General features: G+C 66.6%; 17 protein-coding genes. 14 read left to right on the top strand and 3 right to left on the bottom strand.

Going from position 1 to position 16,644, the window contains the following annotated elements; all coding sequences use genetic code 11:
• Window positions 1-28 precede the first annotated feature (28 nt).
• From KW832_RS04060 to KW832_RS04105, 10 genes are all read left to right on the top strand, one after another.
• On the top strand, window positions 29-1,660 hold the full coding sequence (locus KW832_RS04060; RefSeq protein ID WP_218298607.1) for a C13 family peptidase: 1,632 nt from the start codon (window positions 29-31) through the stop codon (window positions 1,658-1,660).
• A 40-nt stretch (window positions 1,661-1,700) separates the two neighbouring features.
• A complete protein-coding gene (locus KW832_RS04065) occupies window positions 1,701-4,220 on the top strand; it encodes an ABC transporter permease (protein ID WP_218298606.1) in 2,520 nt (839 codons plus the stop codon).
• A 94-nt stretch (window positions 4,221-4,314) separates the two neighbouring features.
• A complete protein-coding gene (locus KW832_RS04070) occupies window positions 4,315-4,749 on the top strand; it encodes a group II truncated hemoglobin (protein WP_218298605.1) in 435 nt (144 codons plus the stop codon).
• 190 nt (window positions 4,750-4,939) lie between these two features.
• Complete coding sequence (locus tag KW832_RS04075) at window positions 4,940-5,509, top strand: DUF2199 domain-containing protein (protein WP_218298604.1); 570 nt, start codon at window positions 4,940-4,942, stop codon at window positions 5,507-5,509.
• Window positions 5,510-5,567: 58 nt separating this feature from the next.
• On the top strand, window positions 5,568-6,062 hold the full coding sequence (locus tag KW832_RS04080; protein WP_218298603.1) for a RidA family protein: 495 nt from the start codon (window positions 5,568-5,570) through the stop codon (window positions 6,060-6,062).
• A 52-nt stretch (window positions 6,063-6,114) separates the two neighbouring features.
• On the top strand, window positions 6,115-6,525 hold the full coding sequence (locus KW832_RS04085; RefSeq protein WP_218298602.1) for a GFA family protein: 411 nt from the start codon (window positions 6,115-6,117) through the stop codon (window positions 6,523-6,525).
• Window positions 6,526-6,530: 5 nt separating this feature from the next.
• Entirely contained in the window at window positions 6,531-6,923 is a 393-nt protein-coding gene (locus KW832_RS04090) for a GNAT family N-acetyltransferase (protein WP_255577482.1), read from the top strand.
• A gap of 14 nt (window positions 6,924-6,937) precedes the next feature.
• Window positions 6,938-7,156 (top strand): hypothetical protein, encoded by a 219-nt coding sequence (locus KW832_RS04095; RefSeq protein ID WP_121507315.1) that lies wholly within the window; start codon window positions 6,938-6,940, stop codon window positions 7,154-7,156.
• Window positions 7,157-7,281: 125 nt separating this feature from the next.
• Complete coding sequence (locus KW832_RS04100) at window positions 7,282-9,303, top strand: bifunctional 2',3'-cyclic-nucleotide 2'-phosphodiesterase/3'-nucleotidase (RefSeq protein ID WP_218298601.1); 2,022 nt, start codon at window positions 7,282-7,284, stop codon at window positions 9,301-9,303.
• Window positions 9,304-9,426: 123 nt separating this feature from the next.
• Entirely contained in the window at window positions 9,427-9,954 is a 528-nt protein-coding gene (locus KW832_RS04105) for a midcut-by-XrtH protein (protein WP_218298600.1), read from the top strand.
• A 101-nt stretch (window positions 9,955-10,055) separates the two neighbouring features.
• Here KW832_RS04105 and KW832_RS04110 read toward each other — a convergent pair whose 3' ends face one another.
• On the bottom strand, window positions 10,056-10,838 hold the full coding sequence (locus KW832_RS04110; RefSeq protein ID WP_228898884.1) for a Smr/MutS family protein: 783 nt from the start codon (window positions 10,836-10,838) through the stop codon (window positions 10,056-10,058).
• 146 nt (window positions 10,839-10,984) lie between these two features.
• Window positions 10,985-11,698, bottom strand: a complete 714-nt coding sequence (gene radC, locus KW832_RS04115; protein ID WP_218298599.1) for a DNA repair protein RadC — start codon at window positions 11,696-11,698, stop codon at window positions 10,985-10,987.
• 90 nt (window positions 11,699-11,788) lie between these two features.
• Between radC and KW832_RS04120 the strand changes: the two genes are divergently transcribed.
• Together KW832_RS04120 and ispH are read left to right on the top strand one after the other, a co-directional pair.
• Complete coding sequence (locus KW832_RS04120; RefSeq protein ID WP_121507311.1) at window positions 11,789-12,253, top strand: peptidylprolyl isomerase; 465 nt, start codon at window positions 11,789-11,791, stop codon at window positions 12,251-12,253.
• Window positions 12,253-13,248: a 4-hydroxy-3-methylbut-2-enyl diphosphate reductase gene (gene ispH / locus KW832_RS04125; RefSeq protein ID WP_055402245.1), complete on the top strand. Its 996-nt coding sequence runs from the start codon at window positions 12,253-12,255 to the stop codon at window positions 13,246-13,248. Before KW832_RS04120 ends, ispH begins: the two co-directional genes overlap by 1 nt.
• Window positions 13,249-13,381: 133 nt before the next feature.
• On the opposite strand, the gene KW832_RS04130 is transcribed toward ispH, so the two are convergent.
• Entirely contained in the window at window positions 13,382-14,110 is a 729-nt protein-coding gene (locus KW832_RS04130; protein WP_218298598.1) for an HPP family protein, read from the bottom strand.
• A 168-nt stretch (window positions 14,111-14,278) separates the two neighbouring features.
• Here KW832_RS04130 and KW832_RS04135 point away from each other — a divergent pair, with 168 nt between their 5' ends.
• Both KW832_RS04135 and serS read left to right on the top strand, forming a co-directional pair.
• Window positions 14,279-15,220: a threonine/serine dehydratase gene (locus KW832_RS04135; protein ID WP_055402251.1), complete on the top strand. Its 942-nt coding sequence runs from the start codon at window positions 14,279-14,281 to the stop codon at window positions 15,218-15,220.
• A 32-nt stretch (window positions 15,221-15,252) separates the two neighbouring features.
• On the top strand, window positions 15,253-16,575 hold the full coding sequence (gene serS / locus KW832_RS04140) for a serine--tRNA ligase (protein ID WP_121421012.1): 1,323 nt from the start codon (window positions 15,253-15,255) through the stop codon (window positions 16,573-16,575).
• Window positions 16,576-16,644: the final 69 nt, after the last annotated feature.

The following is a 16,644-nucleotide window of genomic DNA, read 5'->3' on the forward strand; positions in this document are numbered from 1 at the left end:
ACCTCTCCCGCAATGGCATGATCGCCCCATGAAAGACCTGAACGCCAAGAGCGCCTGGGCCGATACCCTGCCCAGCCAGTGGGGGCCCGAGTCCGCCAAGATCGAAATTCCCTTGGGGGAGCAGCCGCCCGCGCCATCTGCCGGCGCCGCATCCACCATGGCCCCGGCTCCCGCCAAGTTGTCCCTGTGGGACTGGATGCGTGAAGGCCTGCGGGCCGCGTTGTTCCTGTCGCCGCGCACTGCTGCTGCAGCGCCTTCACCCTGGCAGGTGCTGGTGCTATCGCTGCTGGGTGGCGCGTTGCTGGTGGGGGCTGCGCGGTTTCAGGTGGCGGGGCCTGTGCAGTTCAATCTGCGGGGCTGGCTGGCGCCGATGTGGAGCAGCCTGGTGCTGATGTGGCTGGCCTGGTGGGCCATGGCCCCGGCCCAGCGTGCGGCGGCACAAGAGCCCTCGGAGGGTGTTTCGGGGCCTTCGGGCGGGCTGGCGGCCTGGTATGTGTTGTCGGCGTGGGCTCCGCTGGCGCCTTTGTTGCTGCTGTATGCCTTGATGGGGGCCGTGGCGCACAAGCCAGACCTGTGGGGCGGGGCGGTGGCTGGCAATGTTTTCTGGGTGGCCTATGGCGTGCTCACGCTGTGGGTGCTGGCCACGCTGGTGGTGGTGAGTGCACGCTTCATCCGCTCGCGGCTGCGCACGGCCATCTTTTCGGTGGCGATGGCAGCCGTGATCGGGGTGGGCATGTGGCAGTTCCAGGACCAGCCCTGGGAGCTGGACGCCTTGGCCGCTGCCTCTGCCCAGTCGGGCGAGGAGGGACAGGCACAACCGGAGCCCGCGCACCTTGTGCTCTCGCAAGCAGTCTTTGAAAACCAGCAGGCGCTCTGGGATCGGCAAGTGCAGGCCCTGCCTGCTGGCCGCGATGGCGTGGTGGATGTCTATGGGCTCGTGTTCGCCCCCTACGCCAGCGAAAACGTGTTCCGGCGTGAAAGCACCATGGTCAGCACGCTGCTGCAAGAGCGCTTTGACGCCCAGGGCCGTGTGGTTCACCTGCTCAACCACGCAGAAACCGCCGATACGCATGCCTGGGCCACGCCGCAGAACCTGCAGCGTGCCATCGCTGCGCTGGCCCAGCGCATGGACCGTGACAGCGATGTGCTGGTGATCTACATGACCTCGCACGGTGCGCGCAACCATGAGCTGGCGGCCTCGCACTGGCCGCTGGAGGTGCCCCCCGTCACGCCCGAAATGCTGCGCGCCATGCTGGACGAGGCGGGCATCCGCCACCGCGTGATTGCCGTGTCGGCCTGTTTCTCGGGCGGCTGGATCGAGCCTTTGGCCACCGACAGCAGCCTCATCATGACCGCCGCCGATGCCACGCACACGTCATATGGCTGCGGCACGCGCTCCGAGCTGACCTTCTTTGGCCGGGCGGTGTTCCACGAACAGCTGCGCCAGACGCATTCGTTCACCGAAGCCTTTGCCAAGGCCGTCCCCGTGATTGCGCAGCGCGAGGTGGAGGCGGGCAAGCAAGACGGCTTCTCCAACCCGCAGATCCATGTGGGCGCGCAGATTGTGCCGGTGCTGCGTGCGCTGGAGCATCGCCTGCAAACGGCAGAGGCAGACGGCAGCGCAGAGGCCCAGGTGGCCGCAGCGGGCGCAAAGCCCTGAGCTTCGCCAGAGCGTTCCATTTGCGCTAAGGTTCAGCGCCATGAACCTGTCTTTTTTACGCTTGGGCTGGCGCACGCTGGCCCGTGACCTGCGCGCGGGCGAGTTGCGGCTGCTGATCGTGGCCGTTACGCTGGCGGTGGCAGCCCTCACGTCGGTCGGTTTTTTTGCCGACCGCCTGCAAGGTGGCCTGCAGCGCGATGCCTTGCAGCTGCTCGGCGGCGATGCCGTAGTGGCCAGCGACAACCCCACGCCCCCCGCCTTTGTCGAGCAGGCCAAGGCCCTGGGCCTGCAGACAGTGACCACGCTGGGCTTTCCGACCATGGGCCGCGCCAGTGACGCCCAGGGCGGCGCCAGCAAGCTGGTGGCGCTCAAAAGCGTGCCCCCGGGCTACCCGCTGCGTGGCAGCCTCAAGGTGGCAGACGCCCCCGGCGCGCTCGACCTGCCCACCCGCGACATCCCGGCGCGCGGCGAGGTGTGGGTGGATGCCCCGCTGCTCGAATCGTTGAACCTGGCGATGGGCGACATGCTGCTGCTGGGCGATTCGCAGCTGCGCATTGCACGCATCATCGTGATCGAGCCCGACCGCGGTGCCGGTTTCATGAGCTTCGCCCCACGGGTGATGGTGAACGAGGCCGACCTGCCCGCCACCGGCCTGGTGCAGCCCGCAAGCCGCCTGACCTACCGCTTCGCCGTTATCGGGTCGGCCCCTGCGGTCAAGGCGTTCAGCGAATGGGCTGTTGCCGAATCGAAAAAAAACGAAGTGCACGGCGTGCGCGTGGAGTCGCTCGAAAGCGGCCGCCCGGAAATGCGCCAGACGCTGGACCGCGCGCAGAAATTCCTGAGCCTGGTGGCCCTGCTGGCAGCGCTGCTGTCGGCCGTGGCCGTGGCCCTGGCCGCGCGCGGCTTTGCGGCCGAGCACCTGGATGCCTCGGCCATGCTGCGGGTGCTGGGCCAAAGCCAGCGCACCATCGCGGGCGCCTACACGGCCGAATTTGCGTTGGTGGGCCTGTTTGCCAGCTCATTGGGTGTGGCGCTGGGCTATCTGGTGCACTACGCGTTTGTGCTGCTGCTGGCGGGCCTGGTCGAGTCGGCCCTGCCGCCGCCCAGCCTGTGGCCCGTGGCGTTTGGGCTGGGCATGGGGCTCACGCTGCTGTTTGCCTTTGGTCTGCCGCCTGTGCTGCAACTGGCCCAGGTGCCGCCGCTGCGGGTGATCCGGCGCGACGTGGGCGGTCTCAAGCCTGCCTCGCTGGCGGTGCTGGGCATTGGGGTGGCAGGCTTTGCCGCCTTGCTGCTCACGGTCAGCAGCGACATCACGCTGGGCCTGATTGCCGTGGGTGGCTTTGCCGGGGCGGTGGCCCTCTTTGCCGGGCTGTCGTGGGTGGCGGTGAAGCTGCTGCGTAAAAGTGTGAACGAGGCCACCGCGCCCCGCTGGCTGGTACTGGCCACACGGCAGATTTCTGCGCGCCCGGCCTATGCCGTGGTGCAGGTGAGCAGCCTGGCCGTGGGGCTGCTGGCGCTGGTGCTGCTGGTGCTGCTGCGCACCGACCTGGTGGACAGCTGGCGCAAGGCCACCCCGCCCGATGCGCCCAACCGTTTTGTGATCAACGTGATGCCCGACCAGGCCGACGCCTTCCAGCAGACGCTCAAGGACGGTGGCGTGGCCAAGTACGACTGGTACCCCATGATCCGGGGCCGCCTGCTGGCCGTGAACGGCAAACCCGTGGGCCCGGCCGACTACACCGACGACCGCGCCAAGCGCCTGGTGGACCGTGAGTTCAACTTGTCGAACGCCGTGGAGGCACCGCCCCACAACCAGGTGGTTGCCGGTGCCTGGACGCCGGGCGAAGAGGGCGCGATCAGCGTCGAGGAAGGCATTGCCGAAACCCTGGGCCTGAAGATGGGCGACCGCCTGCTGTTCGACATGGGCGGCGTGCAGAACGAGGCACGCATCACCAGCCTGCGCAAGGTGGACTGGGGCTCGATGCGGGCCAACTTCTTCGTGATGTACCCCGTGGCCACCGTCAAGGAGGTGCCCGTGACCTACCTGGCGGCCTACCGTGCGCCCGAGACCAACGGCTTTGACAACGGTCTGGTGCGCCAGTTTCCCAACATCACCAACGTGGACATGGGCGCCACCATTGCCCAGGTGCAGCGCGTGCTGGAGCAGGTGATCCGCGCGGTCGAATTCCTGTTCGCCTTCACCCTGGCTGCTGGGCTGGTGGTGCTGTTCGCCGCCGTCACGGCCACGCGTGAAGAGCGTGCTCGCGAATACGCCATCATGCGCGCCGTGGGCGCCCGCGCCAGCCTGCTGCGGCAGGTGCAGCGCGCCGAGCTGATGGGCGTGGGCCTGCTCGCGGGCTTTCTGGCCAGCGCCGTGGCGGTGGGCGTGGGCTGGGCGTTGGCGCGCTTTGTGTTCGACTTCACCTGGACGGCTGCCCCCTGGGTGCCCCTGGCGGGCGCCGTGGCTGGGGCCGTGCTGGCGCTGGCTGCGGGCTGGTGGGGCCTGCGTGAGGTGTTGCTGCGCCCGGTGGTCGATACGCTGCGGCGCTCGGCAGAGTGAGCAGGTGCATGGCCTTGGCCTGTGTTGTAGTTGATTTGCTATATTTTCGATAGCTTGTTGCGCTTTATGGATAAGCGCTAGGGCCTGTTTTGCTATGAATTCTGATACCCCCCAAGCTGGTAGCGAAGGCACCGATGCCGTGGCTGCCGTCATCCCCTTCGAATGGATCGGTGGCGAAAGCCGGGTGCGCGCGTTGGTCGAGCGCTTTTACGACCTGATGGACCTGGAGCCAGGCTACGCGGAGCTGCGGGCCGCCCACGGCAGCGACCTGGGTCAGGCGCGGCAAAAGCTGTTCATGTTCCTCTGCGGCTGGCTTGGCGGTCCCTCGTACTACACCGACCAGTTCGGCCACCCCCGGCTGCGCGCGCGCCACATGCCGTTTTCTATCGGTATCAAGGAGCGCGACCAGTGGGTGGCCTGCATGGACCAGGCCATGGGCGAGACCGGCGTGCCCGCAGACCTGCGCGCGCGCTTGAAGGAGAGCTTCATGGGCACGGCCGACTGGATGAGGAATCGGGGCGTCCCCTGAGCGGATGCGCTGGTTTACCCCTGAACGGGGATGCACCCGGTGGACTGGCAGAGCCAGACCCTCGGGTGCACTGGCGGGGCCGCTGTCGCTGGCTTCGCGGGTGGACCCGTTCGCACGGCACGCCTGATGCGATGCGCCTGTTAAATTCGGGCTCCTCCCGTTACCCCGCCGGTTTCGCCGCCGCTGCGCCATGCCCGTGACCACCGTCCGCAAGACCACTGCACGCAAGACAGCAACGCCCGCCAAAGCGCGCAAGTCCGGCGAGCGCTCCGGTTTTCGCTGCGGCAGTTGCGGCGAGTGGCATGAAGAGCTGGCCACGGACATCGGCTGCGGCCTGCCCGACGCCGTGTTCGAGCTCAGCTACCTGGACCGCTACCGGCGCGCCCGCTACAACCAGGATTTCTGCACGCTCGACGGCAAGCGATGGTTCATCCGCTGCGTGCTGCCCGTGCCCTTCACCTATCGGGATGATTATTTCGGCTGGGGCGTCTGGGTTGAGGTGACGCAGCAGCAGCACGACCAATACCTCGTCTTCTTCGAGGAGAGTGGCGGCACACCGCCGGTCATTCAAGGCTCGGTCGCCAACCAGCTCAAGGGCTACCGCGCCACGCAGGGCCTGTCCGTGCGCCTGGACATGGACCCGGACCGCCGCCCGCTGGCCTACCTGCTGCCCACATCGCGCCATGCGCTGGCGCGGGAGCAGCGCAAGGGCATGGACGCAGAGCGCCACCATGCGCTGATAAGGCCCTTCGCGGGGTGATGTGACGTTGCCGTCGTCGCCCTTCTTCATTGTCTGCACTCCACTTGTTTGTCTTCATATGTCACGCGACCAACGTTTTCAGGATCAGGCCCAGGCCCTGGGCTACAGCTTCGATGGCGAGATCAAGATCGGCGGCAACTACGTGCCGCTGGTCCGCGATGGGCACCACATCTACCTGAGCGGCCAGATCCCGCGTGTGGGCGACACGGTGGTGGTCACCGGGGACGCGGGTGCCGGGGCGTCGCTGGCCGATGCGCAGAAGGCTGCGAAGGTGTGCGCGATGCGCGCACTGGCGCTGTTGCAACGCGCGCTGGGCTCGCTTGATGCGGTGCAATCCATCCTGCGCATCACGGTCTACGTGCAGTCGGCGCCGACATTCACGCAGCAAAGCGAGGTGGCCGACGGTGCGTCGGAAATCCTGTTTACCGTGCTGGGTGAGGCGGGCGCGCACACCCGCACGTCGGTGGGCGTGCTGCAGCTGCCCAAGAACGCGACGGTGGAGGTGGACCTGATCGCTTCAGTGAGCCCCTCTGCCGCAGCTGCTGCACCTTGAGCCTACACGGTCACTGCATCGCATCGCGCCCATCCCCCAAGGAAGAACGGCCATGAACAACCCCGTTGTGCACCAAGGAAGCTGTCTGTGTGGCGGCGTCCGCTATGAGACCACCGCGCCCGTCAAGGCCTCATCGCATTGCCACTGCGCCATGTGCCGCAAGGCCCATGGCGCAGCGTTCGCCAGCTATGGCAACGTGCGGCGCGAGCACCACCGCTTCGTCCAGGGCCAGGCGCTGGTGCGCACCTACCAGTCTTCGGCCCAGGTCACACGCACGTTCTGCTCGGTGTGTGGCTCGCCCCTGCTGTGGCACAGCGAGGGCGCCCACGCCGACTGGGTGGCCGTGCCGCTGGGCACGCTGGACACGCCCTACGACACGCCACCCCAAAAACACATCTACGTGGACTCCAAAGCCCCCTGGGTCGTGATCGGGGATGGCTATCCGCAAGAGCCGCAGGGGTAGGGGCCATGGCGGTCAGAGACCTTGTTGATCAGGACCTTCCGCAGGTGTATGCCTTGCTGGTTGCGCACGGCTGGTCGCACCGGCTAGGCACCCTGTCGAAGTTCGAGGCGCTGGTGGCTGCGTCGCAGTGCAACCTGGTGGCGCTGCACGGGGACGAGGTGGTGGGCTATGCGCGCGCCATTACTGACGGGCTGAGCAATGGTTATTTGTCCATGCTGGTCGTGGCCCCTGCGTTTCGGGGCCGGGGGCTGGGGCGCGCGTTGGTGCAACAAGCATTGGCCAAGGCGCCCGCAGCCACCTGGGTGTTGCGCGCTGGCCGTCCAGGTGCATCCGAATTTTTTGCGAGAATGGGTTTTGCCCCGTCGGCGATTGCAATGGAGCGCACACGCTCCATCTGACACGCTTGAATCCCATGAACCACCCGCGTTTCCATGTTTTTGGCCGCATCGTCGAGGTGCGGCGCGAAGGTGCGCTGTGGCAGGCCTACCGCGTGGGCGCTGATGGTAAACGCACACCCTCAGGCTTTGTGATCCCCGACTTTGTCGAAGAACATGAACTGGCGCAGTTCCTCGAAGACCTGTTCCACGAAAGTGCTTCCCCGCACAACGGCGACGTGCACCGCATCGACTGACATCCTGACGACGGGGTGCCGCGTCACACCGCTGTCAAACCCCTGCCAGACACTCGGTCCCTTCTTTCACCCAGGGACTGTTCATGTCTGCGCGCACTCCAATCCATTCGCTTCTTTCTTCGCACATGTCGCGCCGCGTTGCCGCGCTAGGCATGGTGGCACTGGCGGCTTCGCTGGCTGCTTGCGGTGGCAGCGACGACAGCAGTAACAATGCGGGCGCCACGGCCACGCTGGCCGTGCTGGAGACCACCGACCTGCACTTCAACGTGCGCAGCTACGACTACTTCAAGCTGGCCGAGGACAAGAGCTATGGCTTTGAGCGCACGGCCACGCTGGTGCGCGCCGCGCGCAAGGAGTTTGCCAATACGCTGCTGGTGGACAACGGCGACACCATCCAGGGCACGGCGCTGGCCGACTACGAAGCCACCATCAACCCCATCCCCTGCACGCAGCAGCTGTCGATGTACAAGGCCATGGGCTCCCTGGGCTTTGACGCGGGCACCCTCGGCAACCACGAATTCAACTACGGCTTGCCCTTTCTGAACCAGGTGCTGGGCGGCGGCCTGGATGTGGACGGCGTGGATGGCTCCAAGAAGTGCGCTGGCGCGGGCTTCCCGGTGGTGCTGGCCAATGTGGTCAGCAACAAGACCAAGAAGCCGCTGGTGCAGCCCTACACGTTGCTGGAGCGCACCCTGGTGGCCAAGAGCGCGGATGGCAAGGACGTGAAGCTGCCCATCAAGATCGGCGTGATCGGCTTCACCACGCCGGGCATCATGAACTGGGACAAGCGCTACCTCGAAGGCAAGGTCACTACCGAAGGCGCGGTGGAGGCGGCCAACAAGTACGTGCCCGAACTGCGCGCCAAGGGCGCTGACCTCGTGGTGGCTCTTCTGCACGGCGGGCTGGACGGCGCGGCGTATTCGCCCACCATGGAGAACCCCGGCCTGTACCTGTCGAAGGTGGCTGGCATCGATGCGATGGTGATGGGCCACCAGCACGGCGTGTTCCCCGACACGGCGGCCATCCCCGGCTTCAAGCTGCCGGGGGTGGACCACAAGGCGGGCACCATCAACGGCGTGCCAGCGGTGATGGCCAGCTCCTGGGGCAAGGCCTTGGGTGTGGTGCAGCTCGCGCTGCAGTGGGATGGCACCAAGTGGGTGGTCAACAAGTCCGCCAGCAAGAGCGAGTTGCGCAACATCCAGAGCAAGAACGCTGCGGGCACGACGGTCACCGTGGATGCCGACCCTGCCATCGCCCCGCTGATCGAGACGCAGCACCAGGCCGCGATCCAGTACGTGAAGACGCCCATCGGCCAGACCGACTTCCGCATGAGCACGCTGTTTGCCGATGTGGGTGACCCGGGCGCGATTCAGATCGTGAACCAGGCCCAGCAGGCCTATGTGGCGGCCTATGTCAAGGCCAACCTGCCGCAGTATGCGCAGCTGCCCGTGCTGTCGGTGAGTGCGCCGTTCAAGAGCGGCTTCCAGGGCGGCGCCGACTACACCGACGTGGCCGTGGGCCCGCTGGCCATCAACAACGCAGCTGACCTCTACCTGTACCCCAACACGGTGTATGCGGTGAAGGTCAATGGTGGCGACATCAAGAACTGGCTGGAGGCCGCCGCCAAGCGCTTCAACCAGATCGACCCTGCCAAGACCGGCGAGCAGCAGCTCATCAGCACGTTCCCTGGGTACAACTTTGACATATTCACCACCGCCGACGTGCAGTACGAGATCGACGTGACGCAGCCCGTGGGCAGCCGCATCAAGAACTTGAGCTACCTGGGCAAGCCCATCGACGTGGCGCAGGAGTTTGTGATCGCCACCAACAACTACCGCGCCACCAGCGGCAAGAGCTTTATCGACAAGCTCGATGGCTCGGGCACCATCTGGGCCTCGCCCGACGCCAACCGCGACGTGGTGATCGACTACATCCGCAAGAACCCGGCCGTGACCCGCACGGGCAACGGCGCGGCCAAGAGCTGGCGCTTTGCCAAGGCCACGGTGGCGAGCCCGGTGGTGTTCAGCTCGGGCGCCAATGCGCTGAGCGCGGCACAGGCGGGCGGGCTGGCCAATGTGTCGCTGCTGGCGGCCGATGATGGATCGGGCAAGGGCACGTCGAAGTACGCGATCGACCTCTCGAAGTAAGTCTGGACGGACACAAATACCGCTCTTGGAGACAAAGTGTTACGTGTTAGAGTGACCGCCATGGGGGGGAGCAGGCTCCTCTATTGGGGGCTCATTGCCCGCCATTCTCTTTTTGGAGTCACTATGAACCGAACCGCTATCCGCCGCTGGGCCTGTGCTGGGTTGGGGTTGTTTTCCTCTTTGGCAGCGCTGGCGCAGCCGGCTTCCGGCGGAGTCATCAGCTTTGGACTGAGTTCCTCGATCCCCACGTTGTCTGACTTGGGGATGCTGGCTTTGTCGGGTGCCCTGGGATTGCTGGCTTGGAATGCCTTTCGGCGCCAGGGGCAGAGCGGCAGGTTCTACTCGCTGCTGGCGGCAGCCGTGGGGGTGACCCTGGTGCTGGGCAGCGTCTTTGGTGCACGCAATGCGTACTCGAACGGCAGCATTGATGCGGCCAACTACATCGGGTCTTCGTACAACTTCCCTGCCAATATTGATGAGGTGGTCTACAACTCCGGGGATGAAGATGTGTTGATCCTGGGCATCCAGGCGACCCCCGGTTACACCATCGTTACGCCAAATACCTTGCCCCAGTGCCAGGTAGGTATGCGGATCCCTGCCCACAGCGCCATCCCCTTCTGCTACGTCCGGGTGCAGGGTGGTCCGGTTTGACCGGAAGCTTCACGGCCAAATTCTGGAAGCGTATCGTGCGGATGATGCTGTAGTAATTGCTATGAAATAGCAACCAGTGCTTTTCTGTCAAGCGCTAGGCCCTATTTCCGCAGCATCTTCTGCGCCGAGCGTAGCAGGACCACCAACGCACCTGCTCCACCTTCATCCCCCCGGGCTTGCACAAAGGCCAGGACTTCGTTCTTCTGCACCAGCCAACTGTGCACCCGGCCTTTGAGGACCGGGCTCTTTCCCGGTGAGCCCAGGCCCTTGCCGTGCACCACGCGCACGCAGCGCAGGCCGGTCTTGTGGGCGTGGCGGATGAAGTCGCCCAGCGCCTCGCGCGCCTCGTCCACGCGCAGGCCGTGCAGGTCCAGCTGGCGCTGGATGCTCCAATGGCCCGCGCGCAGGCGGCTCGTCACTTCCACGCCGATGCCGGGGCGGCGGAAGCTCAACTGGTCGTCCGTGTCCAGCAGCGTGGTCACGTCAAAGTCGTCGCTGATGGATTCGCGCAGCACGCGCTCTTCATCCAACCAGTGCTGCACGGGCAGCGGCGGGGGCTGGTGCTTGCGCAACCGCGCCACGTTGGGGTTGCGCAGTGGCGTGACGGGGCCCACGCTGCGGCTGAAGAGGTGGCGCTCGGCCTCGGCCCGGGCGGCGGCTTCGCGCTGGGCTTTCTCCTCGGCCTCGCGGCGTTCCTGATCCTCGCGCAGGCGGCGGGCCACGGTGGCCAGGTCCTGCAGCTGGGTGATGCGTTCGCCTGCCCGGCGAGGGGCGGGTGGTGCGCGGCGTCGGGGCGGTGCCGGGTTGTCACTGATGGCGGGCGGCGCGGGGGCATGACGGACAGGCCGCATCGCCGCCTTGGCCGCAGCCTTCTTGTCGGCCAAACCTGCGCGCCGGGCGGATCGGGGCACGGCGGTGGGGGCAGGGGCAGGCTGGGCGGCGCCCATAGGGCCTTCTGAGCCGCGCGCAGCACGTGCCAGCGCGGCGTGTAATGCCGTCGTCGGGTGGGCCGGTGCGGGCGCAGGCGAAGTCACACCAGGCCCTTTTCTGCCATCGACAACGCCTGGCCCGGCGCCACGATCACGTGGTCGAGCACGCGCACATCCACCAGTGCCAGCGTGGTCTTCAGGGTCTGGGTCAGGGCCTCGTCAGCGCGGCTGGGTTGCACGTTGCCGCTCGGGTGGTTGTGGGCCAGCACCACGGCGGCGGCCTGGTGGTGCAGGGCGCGCAGCACCACTTCGCGCGGGTACACGCTGGTTTGCGTGAGCGTGCCGCGAAACAGTTCCTCCAGCGCCAGCAGGCGGTTCTGCGCATCGAGGAACAGCACCGCAAACACCTCGTGCCCCTTGGCCGCCAGGTGCAGCTGCAGGTAGTGCTTGACGGTGTCGGGGGAGTCGAACACCTCGCGCTCGCGCAGCTGCTGGGCTAGGGCGCGGCGGGCCAGCTCCAGCACGGCCACCAGCTCGGCGCGTTTGGCGGGGCCCAGGCCCTTGATGCGTTCCAGGTCGGCCGCGCTGGTGTGCAGCAGCCCGGCAATGCCGCCAAAGCCGCCGGTGATGGCGCCGGTGTCCGGGTCGATGCCGGGCGGGTCCAGCAGCTCCTGCGCCATCTGCAGCACGCCCTTGCCCACGATGCCCGTGCGCAGCAGGATGGCCAGCAGCTCGGCATCGGCCAGGGCGGCGGGGCCTCGCGCCAGCAGCTTTTCGCGGGGCTGGGCGTCGGCGGGCAGGTCTTTGAGGGGCATGGCGCGAGGGTCTTTGACGCCTGTCAGGGAGTGACGGGCGTAGGGCTTTGCCCGGTTTTCTACAATGCAGGCCAGTTTATCGGGACTTTCATGACCTCTATCGATGCCTCCGTTCCCACCGTCCAGCCGGGCTCTTTCCTCACCTTGCATTACCGTCTGGCGGGCCCTGCAGGCGATGTGATCAACACCTTTGCCGACAAACCCGCCACCCTGTCGCTGGGCACGGGCGAGTTGTCGCCCGCCATGGAGCAGCGCCTGCTGGGCCTGGCCGAGGGCACGCGCACCACGTTCGAGCTGCCTGCGGGCGAAGCCTTTGGCGAGCGCAACCCCGACATGCAGCAGTGGGTGGCGCGCAAGCTGATGAACGAGCTGGGCGACCCCGACGAGAAATACAACGTGGGCGACGTGGTGCAGTTCCCCACGCCCGACGGCCAGGGCAGCTACGCGGGGGCCGTGATGCAGGTGCGTGACGACGGCGCGGTGCTGTTCGACTTCAATCACCCTCTGGCGGGCCAGCCGGTGACCTTTGAAGTGCAGCTGATCGGGATCCTGTGATGCAGGCGCCGCAAGAGATCCTGCTGGCCGAGCCGCGCGGGTTTTGCGCAGGGGTGGACCGCGCCATCGAGATCGTGGAGCGCGCCATCCAGAAGTTTGGCGCCCCCATCTACGTGCGCCACGAGATCGTGCACAACACCTACGTGGTCAACGACCTCAAGGCCAAGGGCGCGATCTTCATCGAAGAGCTGTCGGACGTGCCACCCGGCGCCACGCTGGTCTTCAGTGCCCACGGCGTGAGCAAGGCCGTGCAGCAGGAGGCCGTGGCGCGTGGCTTCAGCATTTTTGACGCCACCTGCCCGCTGGTGACCAAGGTGCACGTCGAAGTGGCCAAGCTCGCCAAAGAGGGCTACGAGTTCATCATGATCGGCCACAAGGGCCACCCCGAGGTCGAGGGCACCATGGGCCAGCTCGACCATGGCATCCACCTGGTGGAAGACGTGGAAGACGTGGCCCGGGTGCAGCCGCGGCAGACCGAGAAGCTGGCCGTGGTCACGCAGACCACACTGAGCGTGGACGATGCGGCCGAAATCTCTGCCGCCGTGCGCGCGCGCTTTCCCAGCGTGCGCGAGCCCAAGCAGCAGGACATCTGCTACGCCACCCAGAACCGCCAGGATGCCGTCAAGGTGCTGAGTCCGCAGGTGGATGTGGTGATCGTGGTGGGGAGCCCCACCAGCTCCAACAGCAACCGCCTGCGCGAGCTGGCCGCCAAGCTGGGCACCACCGCCTACATGGTGGACAGCGCCGACGAGCTGAAGGGCGAGTGGTTTGATGGCCTCGCCCGCGTGGGGCTGACCGCCGGAGCCTCGGCGCCGGAAATCCTGGTGCAGCAGGTCATCGACCGCATCAAGGCGCTGGGCGCTGTGTCGGTACGCACCATGGCGGGCATCGAGGAAACCATCAAGTTCCCGCTGCCCAAGGGGCTCAAAATCGACGCGACCACCGGCTTGAGCATCACCGAGCGCACGCCAGAGACCGGGCCTGCGGGGCATTGATCTGGGGCAGCGGGCACCTCATGGGAAGGTGTTCGTTTGTTTTTGCTTCTTAATTGATAGCTGTTAGCGCTTGATGGATAAGCGCTAGGGCCTGATTTGAATCCTGTTTTGTCGCCGTGCAGGATGGGTTGCGCTACAGCGCCATCGCAGGCCCGCTCCACAAATCCAGCGGTGGGTCCGCCGCCACCGCGCGCAGGATGTCGGTGCGGGAGATAAAACCCGACAGCACGCCCGCCTCGTCGGTCACCGGCAGGCCGGGCAGGCCCGTGTCCAGCAGCACGGCGGCCACGCGGCGCAGCTCGGTGTCGGGCGACACGGTGGGCACGGGGCTCACCATCACTTCGGATACCGGGCGGCGCGCCAGGTCGATGGCCTGCTTGACGGCACCGGGCTCGGGCAGCAGGTCCAGCGGCGCCATGTCGGCCCGCAGCAGCAGGCCAATCACGCGGCCCAGCGCATCCACGACCGGCGCCTGCGCCACCTTGTGCTCGGCCAGGGTCTGCCAGGCATCGTTCACGCGCACACCGGGCGCCACACTCACGCCACCGGTGGTCATCACGTCGCTCACCTTGGTCAGCGGCTGGCGGGCGGTGGCCTGGGGGCCTTGTTCGGTTTGCGCATAGGCGCTCACGGCGTCGTGCATGCGCAGGTTGACGATGGCGGCAGGTGCGGCAGCGCTGGCATCGGCCGCAGTGGGACGGGGCGAGGCCGTGAAGATCGGCCTCGGCTGACCATCTTGCGCGTCCATGGCCCGCGTGCGCAGGGCCTGCGGGCGCTGCACACTGCGCACCGCAGAAATACGCGCCAGGTTTTCGGGTCCACCCCGGTACATCTGGCCCGAAGGGCCGAACACAAAGAACATGCTTTTTCTCCTGCGCGCAGGCCGACCACCGCGTTGGGGTGGGGGCTGCTCTGCCCATGTTATCGGCAGTTGTGCGGCGCGCGTGCAGTCAGCGTTGTGTCTGCATGTTGCGGGCAACCCCTACACTGCCCGTTCTTCTGACCCCACCAGCTTCACCGGAGCCCCTGCATGATCGACCGCGCCGCCATCGCCGCCGCCCGCCACCAACTGGCCACCCAGCCTGATTTTTTGCGCACCACGCCGCTGATGCGCGTTTCTGGCAAGTCCCTGGGTGTGGATTGCGCCGAGGTCTGGCTCAAGCTGGAGCACCTGCAGGTGGGCGGCAGCTTCAAGGCGCGCGGCATGTTGTACCGCCTCCTGGCCAACCCGGTGCCCGAGAGTGGTGTGATCATTGCCTCAGGCGGCAACGCCGGAATTGCCGTCGCTGCTGCCGCCAAGGCGCTGGGTGTGCGCTGCGAGGTGTTTGTGCCCGAGGTGTCGCCCGAGGCCAAGCGCGCCCGGCTGCGCGCGCTGGGCGCCGAGGTGGTCGTCACCGGCGCTGCCTATTCACAAGCCTTCGAGGCCTGCGTGGCCCGCCAGAAGGCCACCGGCGCGCTGCAGGCCCACGCCTACGACCAGCCCGAGGTGGTGGCCGGTGCAGGCACCTTGGCACTGGAGATGGAAGAGCAGGGTGGCCGTCTGCCCGACACTGTGCTGGTCAGTGTGGGCGGCGGTGGCCTCATCGGCGGCGTGGCCGCGTGGGTGGAGAGCCGCGCCCATGTTGTCGCGTTGGAGCCAGAACTTGCGCCCACCCTGCACGCGGCGCGCGCCGCAGGCCAGCCGGTGGATGTGGACGTGGGTGGCGTGGCCGCTGATTCCCTCGGCGCGCGCCGCATCGGCGCCATTGGCTGGGAGGTCAGCCAGCGCCATGTGCACGATGCCCTGCTGCTGCCCGACGACGCCATCCGCGCCGCCCAGCTGTGGCTGTGGAAAGAGTTGAAACTGGCCGTGGAGCCCGCTGCCGCGCTGGGTTTGGCGGCGCTGCAGATCGGTGCCTACAAGCCCCAGCCGCAGGAAACGGTGGCCCTCATTCTCTGCGGCGCCAACTTCGACCCGGCAATCCTTGCCTGAGCCCAGGCCGACCACCCCTTTAAAATCCAGCCATGCTTGACATTCTTCTCCTCCGCAAAGACCTCGACACCGCCATCGCGCGGCTGGAAACCCGCAAAAAGCCCCAGGCCTTCCTGGACGTCTCCGCTTTCCAGGCCCTGGAGTCCGAGCGCAAGACCCTCCAGACCCGCACCGAAGAGCTGCAGGCCCAGCGCAACCAGCTGTCCAAGCAGGTCGGCATGCTGATGAGCCGGGGCGACAAGGATGGTGCCGAAGCCATCAAGGCCCAGGTGGCCGCAGGCAAGGTGGAACTGGAGCAATCCGCTGCCCGCCTGGAACAGATCCAGGCCGAGCTGCTGGCCATGCTGGTCGCTGTGCCCAACCTGCCACATGAATCCGTGCCTGTGGGCAGCGACGAAGCGGGCAACGTGGAAGTGCGTCGCTGGGGCACCCCCGCCAAGTTCGATTTCGAAGTGAAGGACCATGTGGATGTGGGCACACCGCTGGGCCTGGACTTCGACATGGGCGTCAAGCTCTCGGGCTCGCGCTTCACCGTCATGAAGGGCTCCATCGCCCGCCTGCATCGCGCACTGAGCCAGTTCATGCTGGACGTTCAGACCCAGGAGCATGGCTACACCGAGTGCTATGTGCCCTACGCGGTGAATGCCGATTCCCTCAAGGGCACCGGCCAGCTGCCCAAGTTTGAAGGCGATCTGTTTGCCGCCAAGAAGGGCGGCCAGGACGGCGAGCCTGTGCCCGACAACGCGGCGCTCTACCTCATCCCCACCAGCGAAGTACCGCTGACCAACTTTGTGCGCGATGTGGTGGTGGCCGAGTCCGACCTGCCCATCAAGCTCACGGCCCACACGCCGTGCTTCCGTTCTGAGGCTGGCAGCTACGGCCGCGACACGCGCGGCATGATCCGCCAGCACCAGTTCGACAAGGTCGAGATGGTGCAGATCGTGCATCCCGACAAGAGCTACGAAGCGCTGGAAGAAATGACCCGCCACGCAGAGACCGTCCTGCAGAAGCTGGGCCTGCCCTACCGCGTGATGAGCCTGTGCACCGGCGACATGGGCTTTGGCGCCGCCAAGACCTACGACCTGGAAGTGTGGCTGCCCGCGCAGAACACCTACCGTGAGATCAGCTCGGTGAGCAACTGCGAAGCCTTCCAGGCCCGCCGCCTGCAGGCCCGTTTCAAGAATGCACAAGGCAAGAACGAACTGCTGCACACGCTGAATGGCTCCGGCCTGGCCGTGGGCCGCACGCTGGTGGCTGTGCTGGAAAACTATCAGCGTGCGGACGGAACCGTCGAGGTTCCGGCCGTTCTCCGCCCCTACATGGGCGGAGTGTCGGAGCTGACACCCGCGGCCTGACCGGCCACGTGTTGCGCCCCGGATCGGCTTTGGCCGGGCGCACCCCTCAGGGCCTCCCCACGCAAATCA

Origin of the sequence: Acidovorax sp. sif0632 (genome assembly GCF_019218805.1) — a bacterium.
Lineage (GTDB): Bacteria > Pseudomonadota > Gammaproteobacteria > Burkholderiales > Burkholderiaceae_C > Acidovorax > Acidovorax facilis.